This is a genomic window from Kribbella flavida DSM 17836 (genome assembly GCF_000024345.1).
Classification (GTDB): domain Bacteria; phylum Actinomycetota; class Actinomycetes; order Propionibacteriales; family Kribbellaceae; genus Kribbella; species Kribbella flavida.
On the sequence record NC_013729.1, the window covers coordinates 4,801,068 to 4,824,045 of the forward strand.

A 22,978-nucleotide genomic window follows, 5' to 3' on the forward strand; every position below is an offset into this window, starting at 1 on the left:
GTGGCCTGGCCAGGTCTAGTGGCGAATCGTGACCAGGCTGGCGAGACCGGAGATGGTCAGGACCGGCTCCAGGAGCGCGGGCGCGACCAGCTCGATGTGGTCGGCGTGATCGAACAGGGCGGCCAGGCCGGCGCTGTCGAGGTACTCCACGGCAGTGAGGTCCACGACCAGCGGCGGCGTCTCCGCACTCGCCTCGGACAGCGCGGTCGCGAAGGCTGCCGCATTGCTCACGTCGATCTCTCCGGCCACGGTCAGCGTCTGCCGGCCGTCGGCGGTGCGGCCCGTCGTGAGGCTGAGGGGCGTGGTCATCCGGTGATCCTTGTCTGCAGTGCCACGGTGGTGCCCGTGCTGTCGGTGGTGATGGTCACCTCGTCCATCAACGCCTTCATCAGGACCAGACCACGTCCGCGTCGACGGTCGTCGTCGGAAGTAGATTCTGGGGTCTTCCAGCGACCGTTGTCGACCACCGTCAGGTGAAGGTCGTCCGCCGTCGCGGCGGCCAGCAGCCGGATCCGGCCGCCGGAGTCGAAGCGGTTGCCGTGCTCGATGGCGTTGGCACAGGCCTCGCCGGCCGCGACGAGCACATTCTGGGCGACTTCGGGCGCCAGGCCGCACCGGTCGAGCCAGGTCCGTAGCGCCGCGCGGGTGGCGGCGAGCCCCCCGAAGCCGGAGGCCACGTCCAGCTCGAGCGGTCCGGGGTGCCGGTAGAGCAGGAGGGCCACGTCGTCGTCGAAGTCGCCGTGCGGAGCCAGCGTGGACATGACGCTGCTCGCGATGGATTCGATCGGATCACCCCGGCGGGCTTGCACCGCTGCCGCGGCTTGCTCGATGCCGGCCGTGAGCGGTTCTCGCCGGCGCTCCACCAGCCCGTCGGTGTAGAGCATGAGGATGGCCCGGGCGGGGAGGGTGAACTCCGCCTCCGGCCGGACGACGTCCAGCCGCACGCCGAGCGGCAACGACCGGCCCTGGTCCAGCAGGCGGGTGGTGCCGTCGGGCTGGCCGACGATGCCCGGCGGGTGCCCGGCGCTGGAGTACGTGATGCGGCCGGTCGCGGGGTCGAGAACCCCACAGAAGACGGTGGTGCACAGCGCGCCGGGGATCGTCGTGGCAAAGCGGTCCAGGGCCGCCAAGGTGTGCGCCGGTCGCGGGTCCTGCAGCAGCAGAGCTCGGCAGGCGCTGCGCAGTTGCCCCATCACGGTGGCTGCCTCCAGGCCGTGCCCGACGCAGTCACCGACGACGATGCCGATCCGGCCGTCGAGCAACTCGATCGTGTCGTACCAGTCGCCGCCGACCTTGAGCGGCTGGGCGGCCGGCTGGTACCGGACCCCGAATCCGCTCGGCAACTGGGCCGGGCCCAGGATGGCCAGCTGCAGCGCGAGCGCCGTCTGGCGCTGCTGGTCGATCTGGTGGACGCGGTGCAGCCCTTGACCCAGGTGACCAGCGAGCAGCGCCAGCAAGGTCTGGTCCTCGTCGGTGAAGGGGCGTTGCTCCTCCAGCTCGATCCAAAGCACCATCGTCCCGTCAGGGTGATCCAGACACACGCCTGCACCGGCCATCTGGCCCGCAGTGGGCGTCAGCGGCGGCTTGTCCCGCAGCAGGGTCAGGTCCTGGCGCCGTTCCTCGGACAGCTCGGTCCAGCTCAGGTCCGGCTCGGTCGAGGTCACCGTGGGCGTGCCGGAGCTGTCGAACACAACACCCAGTACGCGGCGCGCATGCCACACGGCCTGCAGTTCCTTCAGGGCCGTGCGCAGCGCCTCCGTGAGGCTCTCGGACTCCGTCAGCCGCATGCTCAACGCGGCCAAGGCGCTCTCCCGCTGGACGGCATAGTGCTCGGCGGTGACGTCACGGAACGTGCCGACGATCACCCGGCGGCCCGTGTCGGGGTCCGTGACCTCGTTGAACGCCGCCGCCACCCACAGCCGGTGCCCGTCGCGGTGGCGCACCGGAATCGTGTAGGTCCCGCGCGGCTGTTCGAGCACTGTCGCGAACGCGTCGGCCACCTGACGGTGCGCCTCGGGATCGGTCTGCTGGTCGGGCCACCACGGGTGCACCGGGACGTAGGGCAGCTGGTCGGGACCGAAGCCGAGCACCTCGGTGAAGGCGCTGTTGATCTCGATCACCGCGCCGTCGTGGTCGCAGACGAAAAACGCCTCCTGCAGGGAGTCGACCAACGCGGTACGCCAGCGGGCGTGCTGGTTGCGCAGCCGGACCAGCTTCACGTTCGTCTGCACGCGGGCGAGCAGCTCCGCCGCGGAGAACGGCTTCACCAGGTAGTCGTCGGCCCCGGCTTCCAGTCCCTCGATGGATGCCTCCTGCCCCGCACGCGCGGACAGCAGCAGCACCGGGATGCCGGCCGTCCGGCCGTCGGCGCGCAGATCGGCCACCAGCCGCAATCCGTCCAGGCCGGGCATCATCACGTCGCTGATGATCAGGTCGGGCGTCTCCGCGCGGGCCCGGTCGAGGGCGGCGTACCCGTCCGTGACGGCACTGACCCGGTGACCGGCGCCGCGCAGGAGGCGGGCGAGGTACTCGCGCATGTCGGCGTTGTCGTCGGCGATCAGCACCCGGGCCGGCAGATCCCGGCCGGTCCCTGGCGACAGCTGGGTGTCCAGCGCCGAGGCGTCCTCCTCCCGCGCCGAGCCGGCGTCGTCCTGAACGCCCTCGGACGACGGCAGCCACCGCAGCGCCTCGTGCACGAAGGGGTCGGCGGTCGTCGAAACGCTGCCGGAGCCGCTGGCCGGCTTCACTGCCGCGGCCGGCAGGTGGCTCGTCCCGTACGGGATCCGGAGGGTGAACGTCGTGCCCTGCTTCTCGACGGAGGCGGCGGAGATCGTGCCGCCGTGCAGCCCGACCAGTTCCTTCACCAGCGCCAGCCCGATACCGCTTCCTTCGTTGGAGCGGGACCGCGCGTTCTCGATCCGGTGGAACCGCTCGAACAGCCGCGGCATCTCCTGCTCGGGCACGCCGATCCCGGTGTCGGCGACGGCGACGACCGCGTGGCCTTCGTCGGCTCGCACCGCCACCCGGACGGAACCGTCGAAGGTGAACTTCAGGGCGTTGCTGAGCAGGTTGAGCACGACCTTCTCCCACAGCCCCCGGTCGATGTACACCGGCTCCGGCAGCGGCGGGCAGTCCACCTCGAAGGTCAGGCCCGCCTTCTCGACGGCAGAGCGGAACACGCTCGCCAGCTCAGCCACCACGGCAGCGAGATCCACCGGCTCGTACTGGGCCTGCATCCGGCCGGCTTCCAGGCGCGAGAAGTCCAGCAGGCTGTTGACCAGCTTGCCCAGCCGCAACGCACTGCGGTGGATGAGTTCCAGCTCCTCCCGAGCCCGCGCGTCGACGCCGTCCGGGCGGGCTCGCAACTCCTCCAGCGGGCCGACGATCAGGGTCAGCGGGGTCCGGAACTCGTGGCTGATGTTGGAGAAGAAGGCGGTCTTCGCGCGATCGAGCTCGGCCAGTTCCTCGGCTCGCCGCTGCTGGGCCTGGTAACTGCGAGCGCTCGCGACTCCCGCCGCGACATGTCCGGCCACCAGGTCGAGAAAGCCACGGTAACTCTCGTCCAGGGGCCGGTACCGGTTCAGGGCCACCACCAGGAACCCGGACGGCGACGTGCCCTGCTGCAGCAACGGCACCACCAGCGCCTGGGTCGGCGGCTCAGGCCAGTCGCCGGTCGGCAGGCGGCCGAAGACAGCGTCGTCGAGCGCCACCAGGGCCGATGCTCCTTCGGCCGCGGTCGCCGCGGGCCAGCGGCCGCCCGGGCCCATCGGGTCCGGGCCGATCGGCACGGTCTCCGCGGCGGCGGCATGGCCCGCGGCGATACCGGTCCGGCCCGCCAGCCGGGCGACGCCCTCGTCGTCGAACAGGTAAGTCAGCGAGAAGGGCAGGTCACGCGGATTGCCGGCCAGCTGCTGGCCCACGAAGCCGAGCATCTCCCGCTCGGTGCGGACGACGCTGGGGTCCGACCCGAGGTCGCGCAGGGTGGCCATCCGCCGCTCGCCGATCACCCGGTCGGTGTCCTCGGTGACCACGCACAACATGCCGACGACCGCGCCGTCGTCGTCGCGCAGCGGGCTGTAGGAGAACGTGTGGTAGGTCTCCTCCGGGTACCCGGACCGCTCCAGGAACAGCAGCAGCGCCTCGTCCCAGGTCGCCCGGCCCGTCGTCAGCACGGTCTCGATGCGCGGACCGATGTCGTCCCAGATCTCGGCCCACACCTCACTGGCCGGCCGGCCGAGCGCCCACGGGTACTTGCGCCCCAGGGTGTCCCGCCGGTACGCCGCGTTGCAGAAGAACGTCAGCTCCGGCCCCCACGCCATCCACATCGAGAACCGGGACGACAGCAGGATGCTGACCGCCGTCTGCAGGCTCTGCGGCCACCCGTCCGGCGCCCCGAGCGGCGTCGCCGCCCAGTCCACCCGGGCCAGATCCCGGCCGACCTCGCTGTCGGCAGCGAACACGCCACCCGCCGTGAACTCCACCCGGTCAGGATCGTCAGTACGCGCCACTCGACGCCCTTTCCCTCAGCCCGGCCGTTGCCCTCGCCCTACCCTCAGCGCCTCTCGCACCTGGCCGCCCCTGGCCGGCGCTGTTCCGTTATACGGCATCCGCCCCGGTGGACCACGCGCGGCACGGAAGTTGGGCACCGCTGCGAGAAATCGATGCAGACCGACATGACTACTGAAATGAAAACCGTTATCATTTACTGTCATGTCAGCCACCGCTCCTCCCCGGCGGCCCGCGCTCGCGCGGCGCGAAGCCCCACCGAGATCCTCGGCCGGCCGGCAGCGGCTGATCGTCGCAGCGCTGCTGGGGGTGCTCGTCGTCGTCGTGGTGGTGAGCTCGGGCATCGGGCCGGTCCGCGTCCCGGTCGGTACGACGGCCAGGATCCTGTGGGCTCATCTCGTTCCCGGTGAGCACATCGCCACCTGGTCCCTCACCGAGGACCAGATCGTCTGGCAGTTCCGGCTGCCGCGCACGCTGCTGGCGGCTCTGGTCGGCGCCGCGCTGGCGGTGGCCGGCACGATTCTGCAGGCCGCGATCAGGAACCCGCTGGCCGACCCGTTCGTGCTCGGCGCCTCGTCCGGAGCGTCGCTCGGCGCGGTCGCCGCACTGGCCGCCGGGGCCGTCGTGCCGGGGGTGATCGTCTCCGGCGCGGCGTTCTGCGGCGCTGCCGTCGCGGCGTTGCTCGTCTTCGTGCTCGCGCAGCGGGGCGGCCGGGTCGAGTCGCTGCGCCTGGTCCTGGCCGGGGTCGCGCTCTCCTACCTGTTCAGTGCCGCGACCAGCTGGATCACCGTCACCGCCGATCACGGCAAGCTGCCCGGCCTGGTGTTCTTCCTGCTCGGCAGCGTCTCGACGGCGACGTGGCAGACGCTCGCGATCCCGGCCATCATCGTGCTCGGCTGCGTGGTCCACGCCCGGCAACGGGTCGGACCGCTCAACGCGGTGATGACCGGCGACGAAACCGCGACTTCCTTGGGCGTCGACGTCTCCCGGTTCCGGGTCGAGATGCTGCTCGCCACCTCGTTGCTCACCGGGGCGGTGGTCGCGGTCAGTGGCGGCATCGGCTTCGTCGGCATGGTCGTGCCGCACGTCTGCCGGCTGCTGGTCGGTGCCGACCACCGGCGATTGGTGCCGGTGGCAACTCTGGGCGGGGCGATCTTCCTGGTGCTCGTCGACATCGTCGCGCGCATCGCTGCCGCCCCCCAGGAGCTGCCGATCGGGATCGTCACCGCTGCCGTCGGCGCTCCGTTCTTTCTCTGGATGCTGCGCCGGCGTCCGGTCGGAGGCGTCCGATGAAGGTCAGTGCGCAGAACATCGGCGTCACGCTGTCCGGTCATCCCGTTCTCAGCGACGTCGACCTGGAAGTGCGACCCGGCGAAGTGGTCGGCCTGCTCGGGCCCAACGGCTCGGGCAAGTCGACGCTGCTTCGCACGATCTACCGAGCCATCCGTCCGGACGCCGGCGCGGTGCACCTGGGCGACCTCGACGTGTGGAGCGCGACGACCCGCGAGGTGGCTCGGCGATGCGCCGTCCTGACTCAGGACAACCCGTCCGAGGTGGAGCTGAACGTGCTCGACGTCGTGCTGCTCGGCCGCATCCCGCACCGGTCCCTGACCAGGCGCAGCGACCGGGAGGACCTCCCCCGGGCCCGCGACTGTCTGGCCGAGGTCGGCGCGCTCCACCTCGAGGATCGGCTGCTGCCGACACTGTCCGGCGGTGAGCGGCAGCGCGTCATGCTTGCCCGCGCCTTGGCCCAGGAGCCGCAGGTGCTGCTGCTGGACGAGCCCACCAACCACCTCGACATCGCCCATCAGCTAGACCTGCTCAGCCTCGTCCGGCGCCTCGGCGTCACGGCGATCGTCGCCCTGCACGACCTCACCCTCGCAGCGGCGTACTGCGACCGCCTGGCGCTGCTGGACCGGGGACGCCTCGTCACCGTTGGACCGCCCGGTGAAGTCCTCACACCGGAACGCGTCCAGGCCGTTTACGGCGTCGCCTGCGACGTCCTGGTGCATCCCCGGACCGGGCGGTTGCTGCTGGCACTGACCCAGGTCGACTCCCCCGAGCTCCCCTCTCCCGGCCTCGAATCCTCTGCAAAGGAACCGATCGCATGACGAACCGCCCGATCCGCCCTCTCCTGGCCGCAGCTCTGGTACTGACCGGCGTCGCGGGCTGCGGCTCCGTGTCCACCGCCTCCCAGTCGCCCACCGGCAGCCCGTCCGCGGCCGGCACCGCGCAGGCGCAGTACCCGATGACGATCAGCAACTGCGGCCGCGACTTCACGATCGCGAAAGAGCCCCAGCGCATCGTCGGCCTCTACCCCGGCCAGACCGAGATCCTGCTGCGGCTCGGTCTGAAGGACCGGATCGTCGCGCAAGCCCAGGACGGGGTGTCGAAGCCGAGCCCGGACCTGGCCGACGAGCTGAAGACGATCCGCTCCCTGGGCGCGAAGACGCCGCCGAGCAAGGAGATCCTGGTCTCCCAGTCGCCGGACTTCGTGTTCAGCGGCTCGGAGTACGAGTTCAGCACCGAGCAGGGCTTCGCCGGCAAGGACGACCTGCTCAAGGCGGGGGCAACGCCGTACGTCGCGACCGCGGGCTGCCGGCAGCGCAGGTCCACCGGCACGGTCGAGGACGCGTTCTCCGACCTGCGCACCCTCGGCAAGGTGCTGGGCCGGGCCGACCAGGCCGCCGAGCTGGAGAAGCAGGCTCGCGCCGACCTGGCCGCGGTGACCGACCGCATCGCCGGTCGTTCGCCGGTCAAGACCGCCCAGGTCTTCTACGAGGGCGGCAAGCTCTACGCCATCGGCGCCGCCATCGAGGTGGACATGCTGCGGCTGGCCGGCGGCCGGAACGTGTTCGCCCCGACCGAGCAGCGCTTCGCCGACTTCTACGCGGCCGAGATCAACGCCGAAGTCGTGCTGGAACGTAACCCCGACGCGTTCGTCTTCGCTGTCCAGAACGACGAGCACCAGCGGCAGACGGTCGACTACCTGACCCGCACCTTCCCCGGGACGCCGGCCGTTCGCACCGGACGACTGGTCGGCGTCCGCAACGCCACCTTCGCGCCGGGTACGCTCGCCTCGATCGAGGGCGTCGCCACCATCGCCGACGGCCTGCACCCGAAGAGCTGACCCGTGCCGGAGACCGTCGAGACCCCACTGCTGCGGGACCGGGCTTTCGTCCTGTTCCTGCTGGCCCGGACCGTCGCAGTGGTCGGGTCGGCCATCACGACGGTGGCGTTGCCGCTGCTCGTCTTCCAGGTGACGTCGTCGCCGCTGGTGACGTCACTGGTCACGGCGATGCAGGTCGCTCCGTACCTGCTGTTCGGGCTGATCGCCGGCGCGATGGCGGACCGGCTCCCGCGGCGGCGGCTCATGCTCGGCTGCCAGGCGGTGTCCGCCGCGGCACTGCTGAGCGTCCCCGTCGCGTCCTGGATCGGGCAGCTGACAGCACCCCATGCCGTCGTGGTGGCGGCCGTCGTCGCCACCAGCTTCGTCTGGTTCGACGCCAGTTCCTTCGGCGCCTTGCCGGCTCTGGTCGGCCGGTCCCGGGTCGTCCCGGCGAACAGCATGATCTGGACCGTGACAACGCTCGCCGGTCTCGGCGGTCCGGTCGTCGGCGGTGCGCTGGTCGCCACCGTCGGCGCCGCACCCGCACTCTCCTTCGACGCTGCCTCGTACGTCGTGGCCGGCGCGCTGCTCGCCCTGATCGGCAGATCCTTCGACGCCCCCGACGCCCGGACGAGAAGCCCGGAAACCCTGCGCACCGGCATCCGGGAAGGCCTGCAGTTCGTCCGGCGGCAGCCGGTCGTCCGCTCGCTCACCCTGCTGGGCTTCGGCAACTCCGTCACCGGCGGCGCGGTGAGCGCTCTCCTGGTGGTCTTCGCCGTCCGCGACCTCGGCCTGTCGGAGCAAGGCAGCGGCATCGGGGTCCTGGTCGCCGTCGTCGCGGCCGGAGCCTTCCTGGCCGCCGTCGCCCTCCGCCGCCTGACCGACCGCGTACCGATCGGCTGGATCACCATCGCCACCCTCAGCACGAACCCCGTCGCCCTGCTGCTGACCGCCTACGCACCCTCGTTGCCACTGGCAATCACCCCGCTGCTGCTCTGGAGCTTCACCAGCACCCTCACCATCCTCAACGGCATCACCGCCCGCCAACTCGTCACCCCGCTGGAACTGCAGGCCCGCGTCAACACCACCGCCCGCATGCTCGCCTGGGGAGGCACCCCGCTCGGCGCCCTCGCCGCCGGTCTGCTCGCCGAGTTCACCAGCGCCCGGCACGCCTACGCGGTGATGTCGTCCGCCGTACTGATCAGCGCGATCCTCGCTTGGCGTTCACCGCTGCGCGCCCGCTCCTTCGGCGTACCGGCGCCAGCACTCCAGTCGCCCTAGCCGCACCGGGTCAGCAAGAACGCGATGCCGCCGATGAGGACCACCGGCCAGAAGACGTAGAGCATCACCATGGCGATCGGCAATGGGGCCAGCAGGATCCGCAGGAAGCCGAACAAGCCGTGGCGGGTGCGGCTCGACCATGGCTCGAGGACTGTCGTGGCCAACTCGGTCCAGTCGCGCCCGGTGGCCGGTCTCACCTGGTCGCCGCAGCGCAACTGGGCCACGCCGCGGTCGTTCACCGACAGCGCGATCGTCGCGGCCTCGGCGACTGTGTCGTCGCCCAGTTCGGTCGTCCGCCGCAGGTGCCAGGTGTAGCCGGGCGTCACCGGGTCGAACCTCCGGACCGTCGGGTAGTCGGCGTCCGGAGTCGTGATCACCTTCGTGACGAGATAGGTGTCCTCGCTGACCGGAGTGACGCCGGCGATTTCCACGAACTCGTACCCGGTGTACTGCTGCAGCTGCATGCGCAACCGCAGCCGGCGAGCAGCCGGTCGCACCGCCCGGTACGCCGTCTCGACGATCCGGTCGGCGTCCGCCCATCGACGATCGTCGCCCTGACTCGCCGACTGCCGGACCGGACGCACCTTTGGCTCGTCCCGACGCACCCTGGCTTCCGCACCCGCTTCGCGCGACGAGGACGACGCCGAGCCTGTGCCCAGGGACAAGCGGGCGATCTCGGCAACCCACGGATTCTGCTCACCGGCTACTGCCTCTGCGACGGCTGCCTGCTGGTCGGCGCGGCGACCCAACGAGCAGAGCGCCGCCGCCCGGACGACGGCTGCCTCGTCAGCCGTAGCTCGGGTCAGCGCGGGCAGCACCCGGTCAGGCGGCTCGTCTCCGCCCTCCAGGTTGCTGAGCTGCAAGGCGATCCGGGCCCGGCGTACCGGATCGATGCCCGCGTCGACGACCTCGCGGACCATCTCGTCCGGGCGCACCGGCCACCGGCCGAACCAGGCTCCGGTCAGCACCCCGCAGATCACCTCGTCCAGCCATCCCTCGTACCACGCCACGAAGTCGGCGTACGGCGGAAAGTACGGCGGCCCGGCATCGGACGTGTAGACGACGCGGCCCGCGGCCGGCCCGGTGACGACGAGCCCGACCAGGTCGCCACAGCCCAGATGACCGACAGTGAGCATTCCCGGCCACACCGCCTCCCCCTCGTCCTGCCAGCCGAACTCGCGCCACCAGTCCTCGCCGGCGTACCGGTGGTCCGGCCCGACCGGGAACGGCCGGGCCGGCTCGATCTCGTCCAGGTCGTCCCACTGGTACGTCGGCAGCAGGCCGTGGTACGGGCCTGCTCCCGCCTCGCCGACCTCGCGCAAGAAGGCCCGGTAGGCGGCAGGCAGCCGGATGTGCCACTGCGCCTCGAGGGTGGTCAGCCACTGTTCCGACACCGGCCGCCTGAGCTCGAGTGCCTCAGCCGATCCGTGGCCGCCGGCGATCAGGGATGCCACCTTCGGCACCGCCGCCAGCTTGCGGCGCAGACGTGCGATCCTCTCGTCGAGCGCCCTCATGCCCAGCAGTGTGGTGGTCCGGCCGCGTGTGCCCCGCCCGGTGGCAGGTTGCGGCCACCGCTGGGGCCCGATAGTGGAACCTGCACCTCACGTGACGAGGTGCGGCAGGTCCTTGAGTTGGCGGCGGGAGGTGATGCCGAGCTTCCGGAAGATGTTGCGCAGGTGGGCGTCCACGGTGCGCGGGCTGAGGAACAGCCGGGACGCCACCTCCTTGGACGTGGCGCCGGTGGCGACCAGCCGGGCGATGTGCACCTCTTGCAGGGTGAGTTGATCGCCACCGTCGGTCGAGCGGTTGCGGGCGACCTCTCCGGTGGCGCGCAGCTCGTCGGCGGCGCGCCGCGCGAACGCCTCCATCCCCGTGCCGGAGAACAACTCGTGCGCCGTACGGAGGTGCTCGCGCGCGTCCCGCCGACGGCCTTCCCGACGAAGCCACTCGCCGTACAGCAGGTGGGCGCGTCCGCGGTACGGAAGCGCCGGGCTGTCGCCCAGCCGCTCGACCGCCTCGACATAGTTGTCCTCGGCATCGGTCACCAGCGCCCGCGCGAACGCGGCGACACCGAGACCCCAGGAAGTGCCGCTGGCAGCAGTGCGTTCCGTCAAGGACTCCAGCGCCGCTGCGGCGACGGCGTGCTCGTCGCAGCGGACGGCCGCCTCGACGAGCTCGGGCAGCGCGATTCCGGCGAGGTAGAGGTCGCCGGCTTCGACGGCCTGCCGGGCGGCAGCGAGCGCCGCCGGGTAGTCGGCCAGTGCGTTGTTGAGCAGCGCGGTCGCCCAGTGCACGTTCGCGATGATCAGCCCGCTGCCGAGGTCGGTGGCCACCGACGTGGCGGTCGCGATCAGCTCGAACGCCTCCTGCCGGCGACCGCGCATCGCGGCGAGGTGCAGCTGCGGGTAGAGCGACGTCGGTACGCCGAGCGCGTCAGCGACCGCCTCTTCCTCGGCGACCGCCGCCATCGCCTCGGTGAACTCGCCCGAGGCCACCGCACGGCACGCCAGTTGGGCGAGACCGAGGCGGAGAAGCAGCGGCGACCCGATCTCCCGACCGGTCCGCACCAGCCACGCGGTGATCTCGGCGTGCGTCGCCAGATCCCACAGCTCTGCCGCGAGCACGGTGGCCAGCGCAGGACGCCGCGTCCACAGCTCGCTGTCGGCAAGAACCTGCCGCACCAGTGGTACGGCGGACTGGTGGCCCTCGGTGGCCAGCAGAACCAACGCGTCGAGCAGATCCGGGGACTGCGGGGCCGCCGGAGCCGAGCGGGCTTCGTTCAGCACCATGTCCATCACGCCGCCCGCCCGTCCGACGACCAGCCCCATCTCCAGCGCGTCGAGGAAGCAGTCGCGCGAGCGCAGCGCGTCCACGGGCGCCAGTCGGTGTGCCGCCCGCACCATGGACATCGCCCCGTCGCTGTGGGCGTGCCGCACGAAATCGATCTGTCCGTGCAACAGGTCGACCCGGGCCTGCGCTGCCTCGTCCACGGCACTCGTTTCGACGGTGGTGAGCAGGTCGGCCGCCGCGTCGGTCATCCCCGCGTCGAGCTTCGCCTGAACGGCAGCGAGCGTCCGCTCCGCCCTGAGCGCCGGGTCGAGCGACAGGGCCGCCGCGCGCTCCAGGAACGCGGCTGCGGCGGCCACCCCACCACGGGCCTGTGCCCGGGCCGCCGACTGCTCGAGAGCAGCCGCAAGCTCGTCGTCGGGTCCCGAATTGCCCTGCGCGCGATGCCACACCTGCCGATCCGGGTCGGCCGTGGACGCCGTGACGGCTGCCAGCGCGCGATGAGCCGCCTGGCGCTCACCGGTGGCCGCAGTGCGGTACGCGGCCGAGCGCGCCAGCGGATGGCAGAAGCGCACACGGGTGGAGAACTCGACGAGCCCTGAGGCCTCCGCAGCGGTGGAAGCGGCCGTCACGTCGACACCCAACTGTTGCGCGGCGCGCCACAGCAGGCCGGGATCACCGGTCGGATCGGCGCTCGCCACCGTCAGCAACAGTCGCGCCCCGGCCGGGAGCTCCAGCAGCCGGGCCTCGAAGCTGCGCTCGATCCGGTTCGGCACCGACGACGTGTCGGGCATCGCGAAGCCGCCCGCGCGCGGCAGCTCGAGCAGGGCCAGCGGATTGCCGCGCGCCTCGGCCAAGATCCGGTCACGCACCTGCTCGTCGATCGGCGCCGCGCTCTCGGCTGCGAGCAAGGCCCGAGCGTCGCCATCGTTCAGACCTTCCAGCACGAGGCCGGGCAACTCCTCCAGACCGGCGGCACCGTCCGGCGTACGGGCGGCGAAGACCATCGCGACAGGTTCCGAAGCGAGGCGCCGGGCCAGGAAGGTCAGCACCTTCGCCGAGGCGTCGTCCAGCCACTGTGCGTCGTCGACGACGCACAGCAACGGGCTTCTCCGGCTTGCGGCGGCCAGCAACTCCAGCGTGGCCAAGCCGATGCCGAAGAAGTCCGGCCGTCCGGCCGCCAGCCCGAACGCGACCTGCAGCGCCTCGGAGTGACGCTGGGACAGCTCGCCGAGGTGACCCAGCACCGGCACACACAGCTGGTGCAGCGCCGCGAACGGCAGTTCCGTCTCGAACTCCGAGCCCGACGCCTCGATCACCCAGAACCCGGCGGCCGCTTGCCGTCCGTGGTCCAGCAGGGCGCTCTTGCCGATCCCGGCCTCGCCGCGCAGCACCAGCGCGCCGCCGTTGCCCTTGCGGGCCGCTTCCACGAGCTGGTCGAGCCGCTGGACCGCCTCGCGTCGGCCGAGCAGCGGGGGAGACGGAGTTCGCATGACCAAACGCTAGGCGAAGACCGTCGCCGCTGTCGTTCCCGCGGCCGGCAGTCCGCCGGCCGAGACCACCTACCTGCGCCGGCGCGAGCCCGCTAGGCGGCGAGATCGGTGATTTTCACCGACGCGAGCGAGGTGCCCGCGCTGCGACCTTGGAGGTGTCACCAGCCGAGCAGAATCCCGAGGAGTCACCATGACAGCAACGACCCTGGCCCCGGGCCGGGTCAGCGCACCGACGCGCCTGGCCCGCGGCACCGTACTCGCCGCGGCGAGCCTGACGCTGATGGCGGCGGCCATCATCTCGCCCAGCCTGCCGGTGATGCGGGAGGTCTTCGCCGGCACCGCCGGCGCCGACCTGCTGGTCCGGCTCGCACTGACGGTGACCTCGCTGGCCATCGCGATCAGCGCACCGCTGTCCGGGATCATTGCCGACCGCATCGGTCGCCGCCCGCTGCTGGTGTGGAGCCTCGTCCTGTACGCCGTGACCGGCACCGCGGGCTTCTTCGTGAACGACCTCTACCTGCTGCTGGTCACCCGAGCGGGCCTCGGCCTCGCGGTCGGCGGAGTCATGACCGCGGTCAGCGCCACCATCATCGACTGGTACGCCGGACCCCGGCGCGCCGCGTTCCTCGGGCTGCAGCAGGCGGCCGCGAGCCTGGGCGGTGTGGTCTTCCTGCCGCTGGCGGGCGTCCTGTCCGCCGTGAACTGGAAGGCGCCGTTCTGGATCTACTCGCTCTCCGCGATCGTCGCGCTGGCCGCGGTGCTCGGCCTGCGAGAACCGCACCGGCCGGCTCCGGCGTCCACCCGAGGCGCACCGTCGGACCTGCCCCGCGGCCGCGTCTTCGGTATCTACGCCCTCGCGCTGGCCGCGACGCTCGTGTTCTACATGGCACCCACCCAGCTGCCCTTCCTGCTCGGCGAGTTCGGCAGCGGGCCGGCCGCCATCGGCACAGTGGTTGCCGGCAGCACCTTGACCAGCGTCGCCGGAGCGCTCGCCTTCCGCCGGGTCCGCCAACGACTGAGCCCGACCGCGATCACCACGCTCGCCCTCGCGCTGCTCGGCGTCGGCTGGGTGCTGGTCGGCACGGCCGGCTCGCTGACCCAAGTCGTGGCCGGACTGCTCGTCGGCGGCCTCGGAGTCGGGTTCGTCGTCCCCAATCTCAACCTGCGGCTCAGCGAGTTCGCCGGACCCGCCCAGCGCGGCCAAGTGCTCAGCGGTCTGGTCGCCGGAATCTTCCTCGGCCAGTTCCTCTCGCCGCTGGCCGTGCAGCCGCTCATCCAGACCACCGGTATCGCCGCAGCCTTCACCTGGACAGGCGTGGCGCTGACAGCCGGTGCCGCACTCGCGGCGATCCGGTCCAGGACCACCAAGGTATCCACCCGAAAGGAATCCCGATGATCTACCACGGCAACCGTTTCACCATCAAGCCCGGCATCCCGCAGGAGCAGCTCGAGGAGGCGCTGGAGAGCCTGCGCAACCAGGGCCGGTCCATCCCCTCGGTCAAGCACTTCGTCGTCGGCCGCGACTACGGCGGCGAGTACGAGTGGGGCGCGATGTTCGCGATCGAGGACCTCGACGGCTACTGGGAGTACCTGATCCACCCGACCCACGCCCGCACCGACCGCCTCGGTCTGCCGCTGGTCGACAAGTTCATGTCGTACGACATCACCGACGACCTGGACCCCGAGATGGACGCGAAGATCGCCGCCCTGCACCAGCGCCGCTACGACAGCGACGCCGAGCTCACCCAGCTGATCTCCGACTTGGGCGAGTACACCGGCAGCGCCGCCCCCGGTCCGCACGGCAAGTAACCCACCCGAGTGACCTCCGGTCCGCCCGTCCGCGGGCGGACCGGTCGCCTTCCCCCACCAGCCGAACGAGGAGTCCTGCCATGACCGCGACGAACCTGCCGACCACCATCCCGCCCGCTCCCCCGGTCCACCGCCGCCTCGTGCTGAACAACCGGCCGCAGTACGTCGCCTTCGGCCTGGCCTGGCTGGTCGGCTACGGGCTGTTCGCCGTGACCAGCGGCCGGTCGCCGATCGTGTCGCTGCCCGGTCTTGCCCCCGCTGCGCTCATCGGCGGCCTGGTCGCCGCCATCGTCGTCACCAGCGTCGTCGCCGGCAGGGACCAGCGGCGCGCGTCACCGACCGAGGTACTGACCGGCAAGCTGCTGACCGCGTCCTGGCTGGTTGGCTTCGTCGCGTTGTTCCTGCTCATCACGGGCGTCGCCTCGGCCACCGGTGACGCACACCTGCAGTCCCTCCTGTGGCCGACCGGATCGGGACTCGTGGTCGGACTCGTCTATCTCGCCGGCGGCGCCGCTCATCGCGACATGCTGCAGTACGCGCTCGGAACCTGGCTCGCGCTCATCTCGTCAGCGTCCGTGTTCTTCGACGCTCCCGGCATGTACTGGGTGCTGGCCGTGGCCGGCGGCGGCGCCTACCTCGCCGCCGCAGCCCTTGAACCGCGCCGCCGTACGGCCGCACTGGCCGAGCTCCCCGAGGCCTGACACCACGACGTTCCAACCGAACGGAGACATTGATGTATCAGCGCCAGAACCACGGCACCGAACAGCTGACCCAGGTGGTCCTGCCCGGCAAGGTCGAACCCGACGGACTGCACCTCACCCGCGGCGCGATCCCGGTGCCCGGGAGCGGCGAAGTCCTGGTCGCGATGGAGGCCACCGGCATCTCCTTCGCCGAGCAGCAGATGCGCCGCGGCCGGTACTACGACCAGCCGCCCTTCCCCTTCGTCCCGGGCTACGACCTGGTCGGCACCGTGGTGTCGGCGGGTGCGGGCGTCGAGCCGGCGCTACTCGGCCGCCGGGTCGCAGTACTGACCAAGATCGGCGGCTGGGCCAGCCACTTGGTCGTCGGAGCCGCCAAGGTCGTCGAGGTACCGGACGGCATCAGCGCGGTCGACGCGGAAACCGTCGTCGTCAACGGCGTCACGGCGTGGCAGATGCTGCACGGCAAGGCCAAGATCCGCGCCGGTCAGACGATCCTCGTGCACGGCGCGAACGGCGGCGTGGGCTCCACGCTGGTCCAGCTCGCCCGCGCCGCCGGCGTCCACGTCATCGGTACGGCGTCCGCCCGCCACCACGCCGTCCTGCGCGCACTGGGAGTCGAGCCGGTCGACTACCGCAGCGAGGACGTGCCGTCCCGGGTCCGGGAACTCGCGCCCGGCGGCGTCGACGCGGTGTTCGACCACGTCGGTGGCCGCAGCGTCGTGGACTCGTGGGGACTGCTCGCCAAGGGCGGCACCCTGGTCTCGTACGGCACCGCGTCGACCAAGGAGGACTCCGGCTCGAAGCAGCTGCCGGTGCTCAAGATCCTCGCCCGGGTGCTGCTGTGGAACGCGCTGCCCAATGGGCGCCACGCGTACTTCTACAACCTCTGGGCCGGCGTGAAGCACGAGGCGGCGTACTACGCGCGCCTCCGCGAGGACCTGACCTCGGTCTTCGGCGTGATGCGCAGCGGCGACCTCACCGCGCAGGTCGCCGGCGTCCTCCCGCTGACCCGCGTCGCCGACGCCCTCCGACTCGCCGAGTCCGGAACCGTCACCGGCAAAGTCGTACTGATCCCGTGACTGTCGTCCGGGACCTCGGCCGGGGCCGGTCGCGGGCCCCTGCCGACCTCGCACCCACCAGCTCAGCATCCGGCGGCCACTCGACGGCCGCCGGACCACTGGCCTCGATCAGCAGCTGCCGATGTCGTGCGTGTGCAGCTGCACAAGGTGTCCTTCGCCGTCGAAGTCGGCGTACACCTCGGTGAGCACGTGGTTGTGACAGACGTCGCCGAGATGCACACCCCCGACCCCGCCCTGCTCGTTCGCCATCATCGGAAACCGCAACTTCGGCCGTTCCTGCTTCACCGCGGTGTTCTCGGTGTCCACGCTGTCCATGGTCTTCCCCCTTTGTGCCGTACCGAACACCCTCAGCCTGCACCCCGGTCTTCAGACAGCCTTAAAGCCGATCCACCCACCCGGTCCGGCTCACCTTGCTCCATCGCCGCAGCACCTCTCGAAACGTATGGTCCACCCATGACAACAGTGCTGTGCGTACCGCAGTGGCAAGGTTCAGGTCTCGGCGACTCACCGCGGCTCGCAGCCGGCGCCCACCGAACCGCCGAGCTGGTTCCCGCCGACAGCCGCATCACGGTGCCGGTGCTCGACACCGGCGGCAAACCGGACGCCGGCGTACGAGGTCTCGACGTACTGACCACGAACCTGCGACTGACCTACGACGCGCTGACGCAGATCGACGACGACGTCGTGATCACCACCGGCGGCGACTGCGCGGTCGACCTCGCACCGATCGCCCTGGCTCGACTCCGGTACGGCGATCGGCTGACCGTGCTCTGGATCGACGCACACCCCGACCTGTACACACCCCAAACGCTCCGCTCGGGCTCCTTCCACGGAATGGTGCTGCGCACTCTCCTGGGCGAGGGGCCGGCCGCACTGGTTCCGGCGCAGCCGCTGGTTCCCGAGCAGGTGATCATCGCCGGCGAGCGCGCCGGAAGCCCGTCCGAGCACGAGTACCTCGAACGTGCCGGCATCCGCCGGTACGGCGTCGACACCTTCGGCCAGGCGTTGGACGGTGTCACCGGTCCTGTCTACCTGCACATCGACCTGGACGTCCTGGAACCGACCGAGTTCGGTTCTCTGGGCTATCCCGAGCCGGACGGCGTACGGGTCGACCAGCTGATCGAGCTCGTCTCCGGCGCCGACCACGTCATCGGTGCCGCCATCACCGAGCACATGCCGACGGGGCAAGCGACGGACGAGGCCGACTCCGAGGTCATCCGCCGCCTGACGGCCGCGCTCTGCTCGCGACTCGACCACCAGGCCTGACGATTTCGCGTTCGGTGTGACGTCCGGGGTGGGCTCCGCATCGAAAGGGGTGACGCCGACCGAGGAGTGACATGCCGAATCGCAGCAGCCCGAGCCGCGAGCAGGAGTTCGAGGAGTTCGCCCAGGCGTGCGCCGCACAGCTCTACCGCTCCGCGTGGTTGCTGTGCGGCAGCCACTACCAGGCCGAGGATCTCGTCCAGGAGACGCTCGCCAAGGTCTACGCCAAGTGGCACCGGCCGTTCGGCCGGATCGACAATCCCGCGGCCTACGCCCAGACCACCCTGACGCGGACGTTCCTCAGCGCGGTACGCCGGCGGAGCCACGGCGAGCAGTCGCATGCCGACGTGCCGGACCAGCCAGTGGCCGACCTGGCCGCCGTCGCCGACGTGCGGGTCGCGCTGCACGACGTACTGGCGGAGCTGCCGAAGGCCGACCGGGCGGTGCTGGTGCTGCGCTACTTCGAGGACCTGAGCGTCGACGAGGTCGCCGTCCGGATGGGGCTCTCGGCCGGGGCGGTGCGCAACCGCAGCATGCGCGCTCTGCAACGGATCCGCGTCCTGATCGACGACTCACTGCGCATCGGAAAGGACTGACCACCATGTACGACGACACCAACACCCCCGAGGACGACCGGGTCTCGGCGCTCTTCCACCGCTCCGCCGCGGAGCTCGACCCGGACGTCGCCGGACTGGTCCAAGGCGGCGTGCATCGCGGCCGGACCAAGCGGCGCCGGCGTGCCGTCGGCGCCACGGTGGCAGCCGTGACCGCCGTCGGCGCTGTCGCGATGGCAACCAGCTTCGCGGCCGGGCTGGGCCCTGCGGTCACCGGATCCGGCACCGGCGTCGCCGGCGCTCCGACGGCAACGGCCGCCACGCCGTCCAGCCCAGCGGGCGCCCCGCCCACGGTGACCCGGCCGGCAACGAAGCCGGACCGGCTGCCGCCGATCCCGAAGGCCGCGATCCCGGTCAAGGCCGCCGACCTCCCGCGCAAGTTCACCCGGCTCCATCCAGGCAAGGTGACCCCCGCCGAGGCCAGCAGCGGCCGGATCACGGACGACGGCGCAGCGGGTCAGTACGCTCATTTCCGCTGGAACGGTTTCGCCACCACCATCGCGTTCGTGGCCTACGCCGGAACACCGGAGCAGCGCTGCCGAGTGGTTCAGCAGCAGGCGAGGCAGGCAGGCGGCCTTCCCGTGTCCTGCCAGAAGCGTCCGGACGGGACCATTGTGATCACTTTCCGGGGGCAGGGCCCGGCCGCCGACGGCGGCGTGACCAGCCAGGGGGCAACGCTGTTCACCAAGAACGGCTACGAAATCTTCATCCAGTCCTACAACTCCGGAGTGATGAAAGAAGGACGCACCCTCGCCGCAGAACCGCCGTTCAGCCTGGCCCAGCTGACGCGGGCTGTCACCAGCGACGTCTGGTTCTGACCTAGAATGCGGCCTGATGACCGCACCCCGACCGCGCAAACTTCGCAAGGACGCCGCGGAGAACGCTGAACGGATCATCGCGGCAGCCGTCCGGGCCGGTCTGGCCGAGGGCAGGTTCGTGCCGATGGAGAAGATCGCCGCCGAGGCCGGGGTCGGGGTCGGAACGCTGTACCGCCGCTACCCGAACCGGGAGGCGCTGCTCGAGGCGATGGCGGTCCGCGCCTACCGCCTGATCCTGGCGGAGGCGGAGGACGCCCTGGAATCCGGCCAGACCGGCCACGACGCGATCAGCCGGTTCCTGCACCAGACGTTCGCGCATCGCGACGAGCTGGTGCTTCCGCTGCACGGAGCGCCGATGACCGAGGGCACGGAGTCGGCGGAACTGCGCGCGCGGATGCGGCAGACGATGTCGGCCATCGTCGAGCGCGGCCATCGCGACGGTTCGGTGCGCCCGGACGTCCATGCGGGGATCGTGGTGCGTTTCGGCGCGATGCTCGCCCAACCGATGTCGAACGTGCCGGACTGGCCGAGTGCGGCCGCGGAGCAGCGCGCGGTGTTCCTCCGCGGCATCGCACCCGATCCCGGCTAGGCCGACGCAGCAGCCCGTACGCCGGTGCGCTCGGCCACCCACCGCGCGAAGTCGTGCACCTCGGGAACGAGGCGGCGCGTCACGTCGAAGTCCGCGCGGTAGGCGGGAACGGTCCGGAACCACCGGAACATGGCGCGCAGGTCCTCGTCGTCGCCGAGCACGTCGAGCGGCAGCTCCTCGTACCGGGTCGGCCGGCCGTGAGCCGCCGCCGTGCGTTCGGCCACCTGCGCCATCGTGAGCTCGTCGCCCCCGAGTTCGACCGCATCATCGACGACCGCCTCCGGCTGCAGCAGCACCCGCGCGGCGGCAGCGCCGATGTCGCGAACAGCGATCATCTGGAGCGGAACGTCGGACGGAACCGGCAGCCGAAGTACCAGTTCGTCACTTTCGCCGGCGGCGAGCTGCGGTGACAGGTTCTCCATGAAGAACGTCGGGCGGAGGAACGTCGCCGGCACCACCTGGCTGAGCCGCCGCTCGACCTGGTACTTGCTCTCGAAGTGCGGAATTCCCGTCGCGCGTTCGGCCCCACCGACGGACGAGTACACGACGTGCGGCACTCCCGCACGCGCTGCCGCGTCCGCGACCGCCACACCGCGGCGCACTTCGCCCTCGGTTCCGTCCGATCCCTCGAACGTCGTCATGAAGAACAGCGCCGCGACATCGGTGAGTCCTCGCTGCAGCGACGCGCTGTCCTGCTGATCGGCGGCGACGACGTCGACGCCCCGGGCTTCGAGCGCCCGCGCGGCGGCCGAGGCCGGATCGCGGACGAGCGCACGCACTGCCTGCCGTTGGTCGAGCAAGGCCTCCACCACGCTGCTGCCCTGCTGCCCGGTCGCGCCGATGACGGCGATCGGGTGCTGAAGGTGATTCATGGGTCTCCCATCTGAGTCGATGATCGGGTAAACGGAAGAAATCTTCCGCTTATTCCCCTAGCATGGGCGCATGCTTCTTGACGCCCAGTCGGACGGCTATGCGGCCGCCACCCGACCTCACAACTCCTCCGTGGAGCAGCGACCAGCGCGAGTCGCCGCCATCACCAGCCCCGAAGACCTCGCGCCGGCCCTGGCAGCGGTGGCACTGCTCGAGCAGTCCTCGGGGGCAGCGCTCGAGATCGTTCCGCAGGCAACTGGCCACGGCGCCGGCGCTCCGGTCGGCGACGGCGCGGTCCTGCTCGACACCTCAGGCCTCGGCCAGGTCTCCATCGATCCGGAGGCGCGAGTCGCCACCGTGGGGGCCGGCGCGACCTGGGCCGCAGTGAACGCCGCCGCCGAACAGCACGGCCTGCTCGGGCTCGCCGGTTCGGCGCCGAGCGTGTCCGTGTCGGGATACACCTTCGGCGGCGGCATCGGCTGGCTCGTCCGGCGGAACGGGCTGGCCAGCGGAGCACTACGCGCCGTGCACTACGTCGACGGGAACGGTCGCTACCGGGTCGCCGCTGACGACGCGGCCGAGGAGACCGATCGCGCGGCGATCTGGGCCTTTCGCGGAGCGGGCGGTGTCGGGATCGCGCACACGTTGCAGTTCGACCTCGTGCCGGCTCCCGACCTGCACGCCGGCGCACTGCTGTGGCATGCCGACGCACTGACGGAGCTGATGGCCGCTTGGTCGACCCGGATCGGGACCGTCGGCGGCAGCGTCTCCTCCAGCATCGCAGTGCTGCACGTGCCGCCGCTGCCGCCGTTCCCGGAGGAACTGCACGGCAAGGTCGCTGTCCACTTGGCGATCGCCGATCCCGACGGCCCCGCCGGCGCAGCCTCGTTGCTCGACGCCATGCGGGCCGCGGCGACACCCGTGTCCGACACCTGGGGCCCGACCGACGCCACCGGACTCACGCGGATCCATCTCGACCCACCCACAGCGACCCCGGCCATCGGTGACGCGCGTTGGCTGGACGCGTCCACCCCCGACATCGCCGCGGCGCTGCTCACGACCGCGGCCGGAGACGACGCCCCGATCGTGATGATGGAGATCCGGCACGTCGCGGGCGCACCGACCGGCCGCAGCGGAGCCGTGGTGGCCCCACCGGGCGACTTCGTCTACCACGCCGTCGCGCCGCTCGGCCGGTTCCCACGCGAGCGCATCGAAGCAGGCTTCGACCGGGCCCGATCCGTCTGGTCGACGGCCGACGCCGGCTTCACCCCCGGCTCGTGGGTCGAGGGCGCCGCGACCGTACCCGAAGCACTACCGGCGGATGTCCGGGTCCGGGCCCGAGCGATCGCGGACACCGTCGACCCCAGGGCCCGCATCCGGCGTTCCCGCCTGCTCGGATGAGGGCACGGAGTACGACAGGCCGGCTCGGTGGCCGGAGCACGACCGCGGCGACCGGCGTACCCGGCTGTCTCAGCCGCTTCTCCGGCGCGGCTTCGCCGAACGCGGTGGAACCGAGCGCATGTGGTCACGGACGACGGTGAGGATGCGCGCCAGATTCTCGACCTCATCGGAGGCGAGGGGGGCGAGGAAGAGCTGCCGCAGCACGTCGATGTGCCCGGGGAACACCGTGGAGAGCACGTCCCGCCCTGCCGCGCTGATCGTCACGACGACGCCTCGGTCGTCGTCGACGGACGGGCCGCGGGAGACGAGCCCGGCCTTCTCGAGCTGTCCCACCTGGTACGTCAGGCCGCTTCGGCTGTACACGACACCGTCGGCCAGCTCGGTCATCCGGCGACTGCCGTCCGGTGCGTCTCCGAGGGTGGCCAACAGCTGGAACTGGACGTAGCTAAGGTCTCCCGCGTCAAGCAACTGCTGCTCCACGGTGTGCCGCAGCAGGCTGCTCACCTCGATCAACGCGAAGTACGCGCCGAGACCAGCCGGGTCGAGCGCGGACGACGTCTCCTCTTCAGCCATGTCGGCATCTTAGTTGCTTCGAGTTCGAAGCAGTGTTACGGTTTCCATATGCTTCGAATTCGAAGCATCCTCTCTCTCCACGGAA

At 71.1% G+C, this 22,978-nt stretch carries 20 protein-coding genes; 13 read left to right on the forward strand and 7 right to left on the reverse strand.

Features of this window, described 5'->3' with window-relative positions; translation table 11 throughout:
* Nucleotides 1-15: 15 nt before the first annotated feature.
* Both KFLA_RS22110 and KFLA_RS22115 read right to left on the reverse strand, forming a co-directional pair.
* Nucleotides 16-309: an STAS domain-containing protein gene (locus KFLA_RS22110; RefSeq protein WP_012922040.1), complete on the reverse strand. Its 294-nt coding sequence runs from the start codon at nucleotides 307-309 to the stop codon at nucleotides 16-18.
* On the reverse strand, nucleotides 306-4,481 hold the full coding sequence (locus KFLA_RS22115; protein WP_041289439.1) for a SpoIIE family protein phosphatase: 4,176 nt from the start codon (nucleotides 4,479-4,481) through the stop codon (nucleotides 306-308). Before KFLA_RS22115 ends, KFLA_RS22110 begins: the two co-directional genes overlap by 4 nt.
* A gap of 229 nt (nucleotides 4,482-4,710) precedes the next feature.
* On the opposite strand from KFLA_RS22115, the gene KFLA_RS22120 reads away from it, so the two are divergent.
* From KFLA_RS22120 to KFLA_RS22135, 4 genes are read left to right on the forward strand one after another with little or no spacing between them, the layout of a single operon-like run.
* Nucleotides 4,711-5,799, forward strand: a complete 1,089-nt coding sequence (locus KFLA_RS22120) for a FecCD family ABC transporter permease (RefSeq protein WP_012922042.1) — start codon at nucleotides 4,711-4,713, stop codon at nucleotides 5,797-5,799.
* Entirely contained in the window at nucleotides 5,796-6,617 is an 822-nt protein-coding gene (locus tag KFLA_RS36815) for an ABC transporter ATP-binding protein (protein ID WP_012922043.1), read from the forward strand. Before KFLA_RS22120 ends, KFLA_RS36815 begins: the two co-directional genes overlap by 4 nt.
* Nucleotides 6,614-7,636, forward strand: a complete 1,023-nt coding sequence (locus KFLA_RS22130; RefSeq protein ID WP_012922044.1) for an ABC transporter substrate-binding protein — start codon at nucleotides 6,614-6,616, stop codon at nucleotides 7,634-7,636. The genes KFLA_RS36815 and KFLA_RS22130 overlap by 4 nt, the downstream gene beginning before the upstream one ends.
* A gap of 3 nt (nucleotides 7,637-7,639) precedes the next feature.
* Nucleotides 7,640-8,896, forward strand: a complete 1,257-nt coding sequence (locus KFLA_RS22135) for an MFS transporter (protein ID WP_012922045.1) — start codon at nucleotides 7,640-7,642, stop codon at nucleotides 8,894-8,896.
* On the opposite strand, the gene KFLA_RS22140 is transcribed toward KFLA_RS22135, so the two are convergent.
* Together KFLA_RS22140 and KFLA_RS22145 are read right to left on the reverse strand one after the other, a co-directional pair.
* Complete coding sequence (locus tag KFLA_RS22140; RefSeq protein WP_012922046.1) at nucleotides 8,893-10,410, reverse strand: SMI1/KNR4 family protein; 1,518 nt, start codon at nucleotides 10,408-10,410, stop codon at nucleotides 8,893-8,895. The genes KFLA_RS22135 and KFLA_RS22140 overlap by 4 nt on opposite strands.
* Nucleotides 10,411-10,497: 87 nt before the next feature.
* Nucleotides 10,498-13,176, reverse strand: a complete 2,679-nt coding sequence (locus KFLA_RS22145) for an AAA family ATPase (RefSeq protein ID WP_012922047.1) — start codon at nucleotides 13,174-13,176, stop codon at nucleotides 10,498-10,500.
* Between the two features lie 190 nt (nucleotides 13,177-13,366).
* On the opposite strand from KFLA_RS22145, the gene KFLA_RS22150 reads away from it, so the two are divergent.
* The 4 genes from KFLA_RS22150 (at nucleotide 13,367) to KFLA_RS22165 (ending at nucleotide 16,765) form a co-directional block, all read left to right on the forward strand.
* Nucleotides 13,367-14,572 carry an MFS transporter gene (locus KFLA_RS22150; protein ID WP_012922048.1) on the forward strand — a complete coding sequence of 402 codons (1,206 nt, stop codon included), beginning with the start codon at nucleotides 13,367-13,369 and terminating at the stop codon, nucleotides 14,570-14,572.
* Nucleotides 14,569-14,985, forward strand: coding sequence for a Dabb family protein (locus tag KFLA_RS22155; protein ID WP_012922049.1), 417 nt, complete (start codon nucleotides 14,569-14,571; stop codon nucleotides 14,983-14,985). The genes KFLA_RS22150 and KFLA_RS22155 overlap by 4 nt, the downstream gene beginning before the upstream one ends.
* Before the next feature lie 80 nt (nucleotides 14,986-15,065).
* Nucleotides 15,066-15,686: a hypothetical protein gene (locus tag KFLA_RS22160; protein ID WP_012922050.1), complete on the forward strand. Its 621-nt coding sequence runs from the start codon at nucleotides 15,066-15,068 to the stop codon at nucleotides 15,684-15,686.
* A gap of 32 nt (nucleotides 15,687-15,718) precedes the next feature.
* Complete coding sequence (locus KFLA_RS22165) at nucleotides 15,719-16,765, forward strand: medium chain dehydrogenase/reductase family protein (protein ID WP_012922051.1); 1,047 nt, start codon at nucleotides 15,719-15,721, stop codon at nucleotides 16,763-16,765.
* Nucleotides 16,766-16,873: 108 nt separating this feature from the next.
* Here KFLA_RS22165 and KFLA_RS22170 read toward each other — a convergent pair whose 3' ends face one another.
* Nucleotides 16,874-17,080 carry a hypothetical protein gene (locus tag KFLA_RS22170; RefSeq protein ID WP_012922052.1) on the reverse strand — a complete coding sequence of 69 codons (207 nt, stop codon included), beginning with the start codon at nucleotides 17,078-17,080 and terminating at the stop codon, nucleotides 16,874-16,876.
* Between the two features lie 138 nt (nucleotides 17,081-17,218).
* Between KFLA_RS22170 and KFLA_RS22175 the strand changes: the two genes are divergently transcribed.
* The 4 genes from KFLA_RS22175 (at nucleotide 17,219) to KFLA_RS22190 (ending at nucleotide 20,049) form a co-directional block, all read left to right on the forward strand.
* Complete coding sequence (locus tag KFLA_RS22175) at nucleotides 17,219-18,031, forward strand: arginase family protein (RefSeq protein WP_012922053.1); 813 nt, start codon at nucleotides 17,219-17,221, stop codon at nucleotides 18,029-18,031.
* 71 nt (nucleotides 18,032-18,102) lie between these two features.
* Entirely contained in the window at nucleotides 18,103-18,624 is a 522-nt protein-coding gene (locus KFLA_RS22180; RefSeq protein WP_012922054.1) for a SigE family RNA polymerase sigma factor, read from the forward strand.
* Between the two features lie 5 nt (nucleotides 18,625-18,629).
* Entirely contained in the window at nucleotides 18,630-19,460 is an 831-nt protein-coding gene (locus KFLA_RS22185) for a hypothetical protein (RefSeq protein ID WP_012922055.1), read from the forward strand.
* Between the two features lie 16 nt (nucleotides 19,461-19,476).
* A complete protein-coding gene (locus tag KFLA_RS22190; protein WP_012922056.1) occupies nucleotides 19,477-20,049 on the forward strand; it encodes a TetR/AcrR family transcriptional regulator in 573 nt (190 codons plus the stop codon).
* Here the strand turns inward: KFLA_RS22190 and KFLA_RS22195 are convergent.
* Nucleotides 20,046-20,921 (reverse strand): NmrA family NAD(P)-binding protein, encoded by an 876-nt coding sequence (locus tag KFLA_RS22195; RefSeq protein ID WP_012922057.1) that lies wholly within the window; start codon nucleotides 20,919-20,921, stop codon nucleotides 20,046-20,048. The two genes, KFLA_RS22190 and KFLA_RS22195, sit on opposite strands and share 4 nt — an antisense overlap.
* Before the next feature lie 70 nt (nucleotides 20,922-20,991).
* On the opposite strand from KFLA_RS22195, the gene KFLA_RS22200 reads away from it, so the two are divergent.
* Nucleotides 20,992-22,320, forward strand: a complete 1,329-nt coding sequence (locus KFLA_RS22200; protein WP_012922058.1) for an FAD-binding oxidoreductase — start codon at nucleotides 20,992-20,994, stop codon at nucleotides 22,318-22,320.
* 69 nt (nucleotides 22,321-22,389) lie between these two features.
* Here KFLA_RS22200 and KFLA_RS22205 read toward each other — a convergent pair whose 3' ends face one another.
* Nucleotides 22,390-22,893: a MarR family winged helix-turn-helix transcriptional regulator gene (locus KFLA_RS22205; RefSeq protein WP_012922059.1), complete on the reverse strand. Its 504-nt coding sequence runs from the start codon at nucleotides 22,891-22,893 to the stop codon at nucleotides 22,390-22,392.
* Nucleotides 22,894-22,978 lie beyond the last annotated feature (85 nt).